The organism is Pseudomonas sp. PB106 (genome assembly GCF_009764645.1).
In the GTDB taxonomy this organism is placed as follows: Bacteria; Pseudomonadota; Gammaproteobacteria; order Pseudomonadales; family Pseudomonadaceae; genus Aquipseudomonas.
The window spans coordinates 1-12,503 of the sequence record NZ_RWIM01000159.1; the positions used below are offsets into that span (position 1 = coordinate 1).

Sequence of the window (12,503 nt, forward strand, 5' to 3'; positions counted from 1 at the left end):
GAGGGATTGATCCGGGCGTGGGAGCGCAGCGACCGTTTGGCGCAGCCAAACACAGCGAGAGGAGGTGCAGCGAAGCAAACCGTAGGCGCTGCGCCCGGATCGATCCCGCAGCGAAGGAACCCCGAGCTTTAGCGAGTGGGCCGCACGTAGGAGCAAGCGTTTTTTTGCTTACTTTTTTTAGGCGTTTGTAAAAAAAGTGAGTCGCCGTCAGGGCGAAACCCTAAGCAGCCGTTACCGCAGGAATGGATATGTACTCAGCCACCAGAAAATCATCGCCAGCAGGCTGGGTCCCACAATTGGAACTGGGTACATCTGCCAGAGATTGGTCGGCTGTAAGGCCGCCATCGCTGGCAAGCCAGCTCCCACAAGGTTTGAGTGCATTCGCGATATCGTCGATGCCCAATAGATAGCTATCGCGAGCAGGCTCACTCCTACAGGTTTGAACCGGTCTCGGCCAAAAGAACTTGGTCGGCCCGAAGGCCGCCACGTTCACTCCGCCTCAGGATCAATCTTGTTCTGCGTCAAATACCGATTCAACACATCATCCTGCCCAGGCGTAGAAGCGTCCCCCGCCACCTGCCACAAATGCCGCTCAATCCCCTGCGCCACCATATGCCCCACCGCCGCCTCAATCGCCGACAACACACAAAGCTGCGCCGGCTCATTCGTCGTATAACCCACCTCAGCCTCAAGCAACTTCTTGAACTCGATAAACTTGAAAATCCCGGCACTGCGCGCCACCGAATAAATCGTCTTGCTGGTCATCACATTCGCCAACACCTGCCCACTGCGCACATCCACCGCACGCAAATTCACAGTCACCTGATCCACCCGATATTCCCGCTGCAAATCAATCCCCAAATACCGCGCCCCTTCCCCACCGCTACGCACATTGGTGTCATAGGCGATAATCCCGCCTTCGAGCATCATGTTCGCCGCCTGCAACGGCGGCAGCTCACCCTGGATATTCACCGGCGTGTTCGGCTTCTTCTGCGAGGCGCGAATGATCTTGCGCTCGGTCAACAGGTTCTGCAGGCCTTCCCGCTCCAGCACCACAAACCAGCCACTGGCCTGCATCGCGTCCATCAACATCGACGCCGCGCCCTGTGTCACGCTGGTGGAAAACGAACTCGCCGGCGTCGGTTTGTACTGCCCGGTCTGGTCACGGAAGCCATACACCACCGCCATCAACCGGCCCTTGGGTCGAGGCATCTTCAGCAAGTCGTAATAAGTCGAAGCCCTTGGAGTCAGGGTCGGGGTTTCGGTGTCCTGCTCGGCCGACATCGGCTCACGCAGACTGCACCCTTGTAATGTCGCCAACAGCAGCCCTAACGCGATGATCTTTTTCATGTCCGTTCTCCCCGGAACCGTCAGCCCGTCATGGGTTGAGGCCGTTCACCTGAATTTCCGAAACCTCACCGCTCGCTCGATCGGTCACTTCAATGCTCAGTGCCCCGGAGTCGTCGATGACGTTGACGATAAAAGAGTCGGTGGACAGGCTCCCCGTGTTGCCGGTGGAGATGTTGTCCAGCAACTGCCCTAGCAGCCGCGATTGCAATTGACTGGTGAAGCGCTCCAGTGCCGACGTCCCGGCCACCGCCGAGCGGCTCTGGATGTCCGGGTCGTCGTGATCGTTTTGTGCCTGAGCGTTGTTGAGCAGCCAGGTGCCATTCAACGGGTTGCCGCCGAACGACGGGTTGACCGGCGTGTAGACCAGTTCAGTGGCCTGGACAGCGGCAGCGCTGGCGAGCCCGATCAACAACCCCGAGATCCACAATCCGCTGCGCCGTGAGAACGTTGTGCTGTTCATAGTTCGTCCTTCTCAAGGTCGGTGGTGTCCTGCAACAGAGCCTCCAGCTTGCGCTGGACAACCTGGCGTCGAACCCAGTCGGCGGCCGCGTAGGCCTCGTCCTTCAGTTCCACGGTGTTCGGCGGCAGGAAGCGCCGATAAACCAGGCGTTGCTGATATTCCACGGTCACCAGGCTGCCCCAGCGCGCGTCGGGCCGCTCGCGCACCACCAGGTTGAAATCCATCGGGCTGGTGTCGCGCAGGCGTTCACTGAACGAGTAGTAAAAGTCGTGGCCGATGTGCGAGATCGTGTCGTCGACGATGAAGCCCATCATTTCGTCTTCTTCACCGCCATGGGCGCAGCACGCCGCCACGGTGAGCACCAGCGCGCACCACCATGGGCGAGTCATGGCTGCAATGCCTGCGGCAAATTCGACTGGTTTTTCGCTGGACCATTGGTGCCGTCGAGGAAGGCTTTTTCGGCAACGAACTGCCAGTCCGAATAACGCTGCATGCCGTCGAAATCCGACCACTGCGTCGGGAAGTCCGCCTGCTTCAACGGCACCTCGGTCGAGGGGCTGTTGAGGCCAGTGATGCGCCCGTCGAAACCGCGTTGCAGTGCCCATTCGCCCTGACCGATCGGGTCCGGATAGAGCTGACGCAGATGGTGTTTCGCCTCGGGAAAGCGCTGATCTTCAAGCAGGTCTGCCAACTCTTTCGGGTACTGCGCCAGCCCCGGCGAGCTGCGGTAATAGCTGCGCAGCGCTTGGGCATACTGGGTGCCGACCCAGAGCAATTGGCGCTCACGGTCGCGGCGCGAAGCGGTCGACCACAACTCGCCGGCACTGGCCAGGCCCATGCCCATCACCGCAATCAGGAACAGTACGCCCAGGTAAGTGAAGCCACCCTGCTGCGCGCGGTTACCACTCGGAATACTGGCTGCCATCACGCGCCCTCCCGGTGGCACCGCTTTTGATATCGGCCACGCCGCCCGCGACACCGTCCGGTGGCGCGATCAGCACCCACTGGTCTTTGCGTTCGGTGATCGGATCGAGTGGCGCGTTGCGCAGGTAACGTTGTTCGATCAGTTGCTCGATGGAATCCGGATAGCGCCCGGTGTCACCGTAGAAGTGATCCAGCGCCTCGCGCATGGCCGACAGGCTCTGGCGCAAGGTGGTTTCCTTCGACGCGTCGAGGCTGTTGAAGTAGCGCGGTAGCGCGATGGTCATCAGCGTGGCGATGATCGCCATCACCACCATCAGCTCCAGCAAGGTAAAACCTTTTTCCCGGCGCATGAGGTTCACCACTCGCGGTAGGCGATGCCGTTGAGGCCCTTGCCCCGGGCGTGGGAGTAGACATCAAAGATGTCTTCGCCATCGCGCGGGTTTTGAGCCGAACTGTTGTAAGCGCGCACGCCCCAACCCCCTTCGTCATCACGTTTGGCCGGCACCAGCGGATCGCGCGGGATGCGGCGTAAAAAATAGAACTTGGCGCCCTTGGCACTGCGCACGTCGCGCACGCCTTCGACCAGCACTTTGAGGTTCGGCGGGTAGCCGCTGCTGTTCAGCGACTTCTCGATGTAACCGGCATCGAACGCGCGTTTGTAGGCGTCGATGGCGTCGCGAATCTGATACAGCGCGCTGCGCAATTCCTGCTCCTTGCCACGCCGCACCAGGGTCTCGGTCAGCGGCGCAGCCATGCTCGCCAACAGGCCGATCAGGGCCAGCGTCACCACGACTTCGATCAGGGTGAAACCGCGTTGGGAGGCGTTCATGATCAAGGCTTCTCGACACTGACGCGGGTGGTGGCCACGGCCGATTCACCGACACCACGAGGCTGTGCGGACGGCGACGGCATGGTGTAGGTCTGCATCGAGCGATCTGGCGCCTGAATGTGCATGCTGGTTTCGGTGCCGGTGGAGAACTCCATGTCCGACGGGCTCTGGTACGGCAGGTTGCGCACGATCCGTGGGGTGATCGACAGCACCAGTTCGGATTTGCCCACGGTGTCTTTGTTGCTGCCGAACAGCCGGCCAATCCCAGGAATATCGCCAAGGCCCGGAATCTTGTTGCCGGTGGCGCCGTGGTCGTTGCGCATCAGGCCGGCGAGGATCTGCGTTTCGCCGTCGTGCAGGCGCAACGAGGTTTGCGCGTTGCGGGTGTCGACCTGCACCGGGATGGTGCCCTGACGGGTCGGTTCCAGCGGCGTGGCGTTACTCACTTCCAGGGCGATCTTGATCGCCACTTCGTTGTTCAGGTGCACGGTCGGCTGCACTTCAAGTTTCAGACCGACGTCGAGGTACGTGACGCTTTCAGTGATCACCGGGCCTTGAGTCGACGGCACCGACGTGGCGCTGATAATCGGCACGCGCTGACCGATGTGAATGCGCGCCTGTTCGCGGTTGCTCACACGAATCACCGGGCTGGCGAGGGTGTTGATGTCATTGTCCTGCGCATTGATCTTGGCTTGCGGCGATGGCGAGATCGAGATCCGCCCGGAGTTGATTCCTTTCAACTGATCGAGAATGGTCACCGCCGAACCGTCGCTGTTGACCACGCCGAAGGTGTTCGGCCATTGCAGCCCGAGGTCGAGAATGCGCTGGGTGGCGACTTCCATCACTTCCACTTCAAGCACCACTTCCGGGTTGGACTGGTCTTGCGACTGCAGCAGTTTCTCGGCCATGCGCACGGCGTCTTCGGTGTCGCGCATGGTCAGGGTGTTGAGGCGTTCGTCGACAAACACGTCGCGGGTCTTGAGCATGGTTTTCACCATGTTCAGCGCGGTGTTGGCGTCGATGCTGGTCAGGTAGAACGTGCGCATCACCAGCTCCTGGTAATCCTTCACTTTCTGCGGCGAATCCGGGTAGATCAGCAAGGTGTTTTCGTTCACCACTTTCTGGTGCAACTGGTTCTGTTGCAGCAGCAGGGTCACCGCATCTTCGATGCGCACGTCACGCACGAAGATCGTGGCTTTCATGTCCGGGCGCAGGTCTTTGTCGAAGATGAAATTCAGCCCGGCGACCTGCGACAGCACTTCGAAAATGGTTTTCAGATTGGCGTCGCGAAATTCCAGAGTCACCGGGCGATCAAGCTTGGTGCGCAGTTGCGGATAAGGAATGACGTTGCGGCTCTGCACCAGACGAATGTTGCCTTGCAACTCCAGCGCGCCCTCGTTGTTCGGGTCGAGTTCGAGGATCTGTTTGACTTGCCGATCAGCGCCGTAGATGTCACCCCGGCGCAAGTCGCCACGGGCCAGCTCGAGTTTCTCGTCCATGCTGCGCAGGTAGTCGAGTTGGCGCAGGGCATCCTGAGCGCGGCGGTTGTTCGGCTCGATGGTCAGCGCGCGGTTGTAGGCCACCCGTGCGGAAGCGAAGTCGCGGCGCGAACGGTCCGTATCGCCGGTCGTCAGCAGCGCGGTGATGGCCTTGGCCCGACCACTGTTGAGCAGCAGGTGCAGTTCCGTATCCCGTGGGTTTTCACGCAGACCTTCTTCGACACGCGCAAGACCTGCCTCGTACTGCCCCTGTTCAATCAGGTCAGCGGCTTCCTTGTTGGCCACTTGTGCGGAACTGCACGCGGCCAGCCCGGCACACAGGCCCAGGCTCATCAGCAAACGGCAACGGTTCATTGCGTACTCCCCACAGACAGGGTCTGCGACAAATGCAAAGGCAGGTAGACCAGGCTCAATTCCACATCGGAAATGCCGGTGATCTTCCAGGTGTCGTCGATCACATCCCCGTTGCGCACGACGTAGATCTTTTCGCCGTTCTGCAAAAACACTTGCAGGTCGCTGCGGTCATGCAGCCTGCCGACGAACTGAAACGGCACCGGTGGCAGGCTCGGGGCTTGCACCACTGTGGCCGGGTTGATCGCTTGTTCGGTGACCGTGGCCAGGGTCGGCGCGGCCTTCCAGCTCTTGGCGGCGAACAGGTCGCCGGCCGGGCTCAAGTCTTTGATCGAGGCGTCTTTGGCCTTGGCGGTGCTGGCCGGCAGCGCGCCACGGGTTTTCCCCGGTGTGGCGACGGCGACCTCGTTCGAATCGGCGTCTTCGCTCGGCGAGAAATACCCCGGCAACCACGCCAGCGCGGCCGCCACGCCGAAGAACGCCAACCACCCTGTCACGCGCTTGGTATTCATCACGACCTCGACAGGAAAAGGGTCATACGGATCCGGCCATTGAGGTCGGTGTCGCCAATCTTCTTGCGTTGCAATTCGAGGTCTTCCACCACGACCGCCGGCAACTGACCGAGCAAGGCGTGGACGAAACGGCGCAGTTGCGGATAGCTGCCGCGCACGGGCAACAGGATCTGATAGCGCGCCAGATGGGTTTTCGGGTCGACACCGAGGGCGTATTCGCCGCGTGCCAGGGTGATGTGCTCCTGCGCTGCGAGGGCGTAGATGCGGTCGATGGCGACGGTGGCTTGCGGCTGCGCCGGCAGCTTGTTGCGGAAGTCGTCGAGCTGACGCTGCGGCACCACCGGTGGTGCGATGCTGCCGTCTTCAACCTTGGCCAGGTACTCGGTAGCTTCCTGAGTTTGCTGGCTGATGTGCTGCAACGATTGCCAGCCCGGCAGCAAACCGCCGAGTGCCCAAGCCACGGCGACCAGCAGCAGCGCCAGCCCGGCCAGGCCCGGAACGCCGAGGCCTTGCAGGTATTCGTGGACGATCAGTCTAGGGATTCGCATCGCCCATCTCCCAAGTCGCCGACAGGTTGAATTGCACCGGTTGTTCCGGCGATTTGACGACAATTTCGTGGCTGAGCAGCGAGACGTCGGACAGCTCGTCGCTGGCTTCCAGACGTTTGTGGAAATCGAGCATCGCTTGCAGATCCCGCGCTTCGGCGCTGATCCGCACCTGGCCTTTGCGCGCATCCGGGGTCAGGGTCAGCAGTGCGACGTCATCCCGCGGCATCGCTTCGAGCATGGCGAACAGGCGTTCCCACGGCCGGCGCAGTTGCTGCGAGACCTTGCGCATCTCGGCGAGGTTTGCCGCTTGCTCGCGGGTTTCTGCCGGGCTCAGGGTGGACTTGGCACCGCTGTCACCGGTGAGCTGGCGCTGGGTGGTTTGCAGGTGGCCTTGTTGCTGTTCGGTGTGCGCGTCGAGGTGCTGTTGCACACCGAAACACAGCAGCGCCAGCAGCACGCCGGCGCCGAGCAGGCTCCAACCCAATGGGCCGGAACGAGGGCGTGGCTGAAAGTCGAGATTGAGCGCGCGCATATCAGGCCACCGCCCGGGACATGACGTACAAGCCGTCACGCACGGTCATCGAGGCGTCTTCAAGGGTGCGCAGTTGCACCCCCGCCACGTCCGGATGCGCATCGAGGCGCGCCGGCGCATGCAGATAAACGTTGAAGGCGCGTTCACTGGTCGAGGCTTGCAACTGCCGTTCACGACCGATCAACGCACTGAGCGCCACATCGCTGTCGCTGCCGCCCACCGAGCGCACACCGGCCCAACGCCCTTCCCTCGCCAGCAACAACACGCTGCGTTGCGGCTCGGCGACAACGAACAGAAAGTCGCCGGCATCCAGACTTTTGTCGAAGCGGTTGAACGCCGCCATCAGGTACGGCTGCACCGAGCGCAGACGCAAACCGCGACCGCTGACCAGCACCCGCAAGCGTTCAAGCAAGTCTTGCGGCAAGGCGCTGGCGATGCGGTCGTAACCGGCCGGTTCAGCGGACAGCACCAGGCTCCAGGCCTGAGTCGGCGCGCCGAACAGGTCTTCAAAACACAGTTGGGCAAAGCCGCGCAGTTCTTCCGGGCTGCTGATCTGCGCGCTCCACGGCACCAGGCAGAAGCGGCTGAAGTGCCCGGAGATGACCACGCTCAATTCGGCCCCGGCGCGGGCGTGTTCACCGAGCAGGCGATCAAGGGTGTCCAGCGCCACCGCGTAGCTCTGGAAGCCTTCGTCGATGTAACCGACGCTGCCCAGCCACAGGGTTTCGCTGCCGCGTCTTTGACCCAAGCCAACACCGCTGGCGCCGAGCACGGCGACAAAACGCTCACGAGATAAATGTGACACGGTTGATCTCCTCCAGCGTGGTGCGACCTTGTTCCACCAGCTCCAGCGCCGATTCGCGCAGCAGGCGCAAACCACGGGCACAGGCCAGGGCTTTGATTTGGGTGATCGGTTGGCGCTCGACGATCATCTGGCGCAGTTCGTCATCGAGGTGCAGCAATTCGGCAATCGCCGTACGCCCGCGATAACCGCTGCCCCGGCAATGGCCGCAGCCCTTGCCGTGGACGAAGTGGTAGTGGTCGACTTTCTGCGGATCGAGGCCCGAGGCGCGCAGCTCTTCATCGCTCGGATTGACCGGCGCGCTGCAACTGGCGCACACCAGCCGAATCAGGCGCTGAGCGAGAATCGCGTTGAGCGCCGAGACCAGGCTGTAGGGGTCGATTTCCATCTGGGTGAAGCGGCCAATCACGTCGAAAACGTTGTTGGCGTGGATGGTGGTGAACACCAGGTGACCGGTGAGCGCCGATTGCACGGCGATCTGTGCGGTGTCCGGGTCGCGGATCTCGCCGACCATGATCTTGTCGGGATCGTGGCGCAGGATCGAGCGCAGGCCTCGGGCGAAGGTCAGGCCTTTTTTCTCGTTGACCGGGATTTGCAGCACCCCAGGCAGTTGATATTCGACCGGGTCTTCGATGGTGATGATCTTGTCCACGCCGTGGTTGATCTCGGTGATCATCGCGTACAGCGTGGTGGTCTTGCCGCTGCCGGTCGGGCCGGTCACAAGGACCATACCGTAGGGTTCGGCGGCGAGGCGACGCAACTGGCGCAGGGTTTCGTCTTCAAAGCCCAACGCCTGCAATTGCACACCGCAGACCTTGTCGGCCAGATCCTGTTTGTCGAGCACCCGCAGCACCGCGTCTTCGCCAAAGATGCTCGGCATGATCGATACGCGGAAGTCGATCTGGCGGCCGCTGATGCCGATCTTGAAACGACCGTCCTGGGGCACGCGCTTCTCGCCGATGTCCAGTTCAGCCATGACCTTGACCCGCGAGATCACCTGCTCGGAGAACTCGGCACCCTGGACTTTGCTGATGTTGTTGAGCACGCCGTCGATGCGGTACTTGATCACCAGACCGCTGCCGGTGGTGCCAAGGTGGATGTCGCTGGCGTGCATTTTCAACGCGTCGTAAAGGGTCGAGTTGACCAGTTTCACCACGCTGCTGGCGTCTTCGCTGATGCTGGTCAGCGACAGGCTTTGCAAGGTGTCGATTTCGCTATGGGTGTCGCCCTGGGCGTTCAGCGATTCAACGGCATGGAAGCTTTCTTCGTGGCGGGCCAGATAGGCCTTGAGGTCATCGGCGTGGACCAGATGCAGCGGCGCGCCGTGCAGGCAATCGTCGATCCAGGCCAGCCGCGCCGGGTCGAAGGGGTCGGCAAACACGCCGATGACTTCGTCGTTGTGGCGCAGCAGAATGAATTCACGTTTCAGGCATTGTGCGAGGGTGACGCGGTCGAACACCGGCGTCGCTTGAAACAGGCTGTCGGTGTCGAGCACCGGGTAATGCAGGGTGGCGCCGAGGGTCTGAATAAACGGCATCGGCGCCAGTTCACACAGTACGCCGAGGGCGTCAAGCACGCGTTCGCCGGAGGTGGCGGCCCGCGCACGGGCCTGGGCAAGCTGCTCACTGGAAAAGCGCTCGGGGGCGCTTTCGGCCGGCAGCGGTTCGACGACAACGGACAGACGTTCCATGGCTTGCTCTCCAACCGGGGCTTAGAGCCCTGTCGGCGCGGCAAACCTTGGCGGCAAAAGCCGGAACGTCTGATCGCGCCATTACTCCCCGGTGAGCATTTGATCGTCGTCCGGCGCCATGGATTGCGACTGCCGTCGCCGATCCGCCAACACCCAACTGCCATCGTACAACTGCAACGGGAAGCTCTCGGTCCTGCTCTGGCGTCGTTCGACAAAGCCTTCTGAAGGGCTCGCACCGGGTTTCGCTTCGCGCTTGATGCCAAGAAGGTCGCAGACAGCTCGGGCCAGTTCCGCCAATGGAAACGGTTTGAACAGGATGTGGCTGACTTCCAGTTGCCGCGCCCGCTCACAGACTTCAGCGGTCGGGTGACCCGTTATCAGCACAAAATGGCACGTCCTGTTCTGGCGGACCGCGTCGAGCACCTCAAAGCCTTCCATATCGGGCAAGCGGTAATCGAACACCAGCACGTCGGGGGCAAACGTTTCGGCCAAACCGATACCCGTCGCTCCGTCATGTGCAATCCGGACGTCCAGCCCTTGCGCCGACAGATAATCCTGAAGGTTTTGTGCAAGCAGCTGCTCGTCTTCGACAACCAGTACTTTGTTAACCAAGGTCGACTCCTTGAAACAGCAGGTCCGATGACCCCGCCCTTAGAGTGCGCCTTACCAGGGGTAACGCACACTTCATGCCAGGCTGAGTGCCGGTAATTTTAAGTCTTCATGTCCTTGAAATTCATGACAATGCCCGCTCGTCCCGGTACCCCGTTCCCCAGAAACGGGGAAGCACCTGAATGGGCATCGAAGCCATTCCCCACTATTGGGGGGGAACCTTCAGTCGTCGTCAATTCGTTCGATCCTGTTCTGCACCCGTAATTGCGCGAGCACTTGGCGACGAGCCTGGGTCTGTTGCTGTCGGGCGAGCTCTGCCCTGACTGTGTCCAGCCCCTGCAAATCTGGGACATCGGCTGCCTCCAAGTGGTTCTGCAAATAAATCACATGCCAGCCGAACGGTGAACGCACGGGTTGGCTGGCAAATGTCGCCCCGCTGATGATCGAGGCGCGCATCTGCATCAAGCGTAGACGCGCCGCCGCATTTTTGGCCGCGTCAGCCTGCAACGGCACGCGGATCAGCAGGTGCCGGGGTTGCAGGGTATTGGCCCGAATCAACGCGGCGAACGTCTGCTGCGCCGCCAGTTCGCGGCGGGTGTATTCGGCGAAGGACGCCTCGTCGAAACCGGCGTCCTGCAAACGACGAAGGAACTTGTCCGTGCCGCCGATGGCGCTGCGGGTCTGCTCGACTTGCGCAAGCACTGCTTGCTCGTCGATCTGCACCCCGCGCTTTTGCGACTCCTGCCACAGCAGCTCCTTGTCGATCAGCGTTTGCAGCGCCGCTTGGCGCAGCTGTTTGTAGGCCTTGGGATTGCGAATGCTCGCCACCGCGCGGCCCTGATCTTCAAGGTATTCGACGAAGAAGCGCTCAAAGCGAAATCCGGAGATCTCCTCGCCATTGACCCGCGCCACGGCCGGTTCGTTGTTGGCCCACGCCAGCGGAAGCCAGCCGATTAGCAGCCATAGCAGCGTTGTGAGTTTCATGATCGGGCCCTCCGTTCAGGGGCTGGCAACAATCGGTTTATAGGGGGCGACCAGATAGAAGCGCTGATCGGGCAAATCCACGGTGACCACGTGCGCGCCGCTCAAGCCCAAGCGTCGGCCGGGGCCGAAACTCAGGCGCGGGGTCAGGCCGGTGTCGAAATCGTGCAGGCCTTCCAGCGCCGCCACCAGTTTCTCGCGGCTGGCATCGCGACCGGCCTGTTTCATGCCCTCGCTGAGCAACAGCATCGAGGCATAGGCGCCGACTTGCAGCACCGCGTGCTGGGCGCCGAGGCCTTGATGTTCGCGCAGCAGCGTCAGGGCCATGCGCCCGGCCTGCGTCCAGTCGCTGGGCACGAACGGATAAGCGAGGAAGACCCGCCGGGAAAACCCTTCCGGCACTTGCAGCAACTCACCGGCGACCTGACTTGAGGCGGCGAACAGATACGGCACCTGCCCGGCGCCTTGCAGGCGTGTGGCCAAGCGACCAAAACCACCGCCATTGCCCAGATAAAACACCGAGCGCGAACCCAGTGGCAAAGCCTCCGCTGTGGGGTCATAGGCTTGCAGATGGACGTTCTGCCAGCCGTGATCCTGCAGATATTGGCTGAGGGTGGTAGCCGCTTGCGCTTGCAACGGGTCATCGGGGTAGGCAATCAGCGTCGGCCCTTGCAGCACGCGCAGGCTGGCCGTGGCGTAATCGGCCAGCGCGATCAGTTGCTCGCGCAAGCCCGGCAACGGCTCGAAAATCTGCGGACTGGCCTGCATTGATCCGAGCGACGACAAGGCGCCAATCAGCGGCACGCCGGACTGTTCCAAGCGGTTCGCCAGTTCGCTGTCGAGGGCCGGTGCCAGCGGTGCTACCAAGGCAAAAACCTGTTCCTGTTCGATCAACTGCTGCAAGGCTTGTTCGGCACTGCTGCGATCCGGGCCTGGGTCAACCACCGTCAAGCGCAGTTGCCGGCCATGAATGCCGCCAGCCTGATTGATCCGCGCCACGCTGCCGTTGAGCACCGCCGCAATGGTCAGGCCCTCCTCCGCCAACGGGCCCTGACTGGGCAGCAGCGTGCCGAGGTGCAAGGTCTCGGCATCGAGGCCGGGGTCGCGTTCATCGGCCAGGCGTTTGAGGTACGCGGTGAGGTTGCGCTGATCTTTCATCGACAGCACAAAGCGCGGCATGCTCGGGTCGAGGCGATTGTGGCCGGGGTCGCGACCCTGCTCGATAACGGTCGCCAGACTGCTCTCGGTATACGCCGGATAACTACGGCCGTTGACCTGTTGCTGGCCGTAGGTGCTGGTCAGCCGCGCCCAGTTCAATGGCGGCGGACGCACGCCGCCTTCGGGGCGCCCGAGGCCATCGGCGCCATGGCAGTTGGCGCACGGCAGGCTGGTCGCCGGCAGCAACACATCCGCCGC

General features: G+C 62.0%; 15 protein-coding genes. All 15 read right to left on the bottom strand.

What is annotated here, in order from left to right; genetic code table 11:
• Window positions 1-489 precede the first annotated feature (489 nt).
• Window positions 490-1,350, bottom strand: coding sequence for a CsgG/HfaB family protein (locus tag EJA71_RS20760; RefSeq protein ID WP_158959437.1), 861 nt, complete (start codon window positions 1,348-1,350; stop codon window positions 490-492).
• A 28-nt stretch (window positions 1,351-1,378) separates the two neighbouring features.
• Window positions 1,379-1,810, bottom strand: a complete 432-nt coding sequence (locus tag EJA71_RS20765) for a curli assembly protein CsgF (RefSeq protein WP_158959438.1) — start codon at window positions 1,808-1,810, stop codon at window positions 1,379-1,381.
• Window positions 1,807-2,199 carry a curli production assembly/transport protein CsgE gene (csgE, locus tag EJA71_RS20770; RefSeq protein ID WP_158959439.1) on the bottom strand — a complete coding sequence of 131 codons (393 nt, stop codon included), beginning with the start codon at window positions 2,197-2,199 and terminating at the stop codon, window positions 1,807-1,809. Before csgE ends, EJA71_RS20765 begins: the two co-directional genes overlap by 4 nt.
• On the bottom strand, window positions 2,196-2,735 hold the full coding sequence (locus tag EJA71_RS20775; protein WP_158959440.1) for a type II secretion system protein: 540 nt from the start codon (window positions 2,733-2,735) through the stop codon (window positions 2,196-2,198). Before EJA71_RS20775 ends, csgE begins: the two co-directional genes overlap by 4 nt.
• Window positions 2,710-3,084 (bottom strand): type II secretion system protein, encoded by a 375-nt coding sequence (locus EJA71_RS20780; RefSeq protein WP_064392635.1) that lies wholly within the window; start codon window positions 3,082-3,084, stop codon window positions 2,710-2,712. Before EJA71_RS20780 ends, EJA71_RS20775 begins: the two co-directional genes overlap by 26 nt.
• 5 nt (window positions 3,085-3,089) lie before the next feature.
• A complete protein-coding gene (locus EJA71_RS20785; protein WP_158959441.1) occupies window positions 3,090-3,563 on the bottom strand; it encodes a type II secretion system protein in 474 nt (157 codons plus the stop codon).
• A gap of 2 nt (window positions 3,564-3,565) precedes the next feature.
• Window positions 3,566-5,416, bottom strand: a complete 1,851-nt coding sequence (locus tag EJA71_RS20790; protein WP_158959442.1) for a secretin N-terminal domain-containing protein — start codon at window positions 5,414-5,416, stop codon at window positions 3,566-3,568.
• Window positions 5,413-5,925, bottom strand: a complete 513-nt coding sequence (locus EJA71_RS20795; protein WP_158959443.1) for a hypothetical protein — start codon at window positions 5,923-5,925, stop codon at window positions 5,413-5,415. The genes EJA71_RS20790 and EJA71_RS20795 overlap by 4 nt, the downstream gene beginning before the upstream one ends.
• Window positions 5,925-6,473, bottom strand: coding sequence for a GspMb/PilO family protein (locus tag EJA71_RS20800; protein WP_158959444.1), 549 nt, complete (start codon window positions 6,471-6,473; stop codon window positions 5,925-5,927). The genes EJA71_RS20795 and EJA71_RS20800 overlap by 1 nt, the downstream gene beginning before the upstream one ends.
• Window positions 6,460-7,005 (bottom strand): PilN domain-containing protein, encoded by a 546-nt coding sequence (locus tag EJA71_RS20805; RefSeq protein WP_158959445.1) that lies wholly within the window; start codon window positions 7,003-7,005, stop codon window positions 6,460-6,462. The genes EJA71_RS20800 and EJA71_RS20805 overlap by 14 nt, the downstream gene beginning before the upstream one ends.
• A 1-nt stretch (window position 7,006) precedes the next feature.
• Window positions 7,007-7,810 carry a hypothetical protein gene (locus EJA71_RS20810; RefSeq protein WP_158959446.1) on the bottom strand — a complete coding sequence of 268 codons (804 nt, stop codon included), beginning with the start codon at window positions 7,808-7,810 and terminating at the stop codon, window positions 7,007-7,009.
• A complete protein-coding gene (locus EJA71_RS20815; RefSeq protein WP_158959447.1) occupies window positions 7,791-9,497 on the bottom strand; it encodes a GspE/PulE family protein in 1,707 nt (568 codons plus the stop codon). Before EJA71_RS20815 ends, EJA71_RS20810 begins: the two co-directional genes overlap by 20 nt.
• Window positions 9,498-9,578: 81 nt before the next feature.
• Window positions 9,579-10,109 (bottom strand): response regulator, encoded by a 531-nt coding sequence (locus tag EJA71_RS20820; RefSeq protein ID WP_158959448.1) that lies wholly within the window; start codon window positions 10,107-10,109, stop codon window positions 9,579-9,581.
• 219 nt (window positions 10,110-10,328) lie between these two features.
• The gene (locus EJA71_RS20825) at window positions 10,329-11,090 is read right to left on the bottom strand and encodes a SurA N-terminal domain-containing protein (protein ID WP_158959449.1); all 762 of its coding nucleotides are present in this window, start codon (window positions 11,088-11,090) and stop codon (window positions 10,329-10,331) included.
• Window positions 11,091-11,105: 15 nt separating this feature from the next.
• Window positions 11,106-12,503: ABC transporter substrate-binding protein (locus EJA71_RS20830; protein ID WP_158959450.1), on the bottom strand; the 1,398-nt coding region annotated here is incomplete at its 5' end.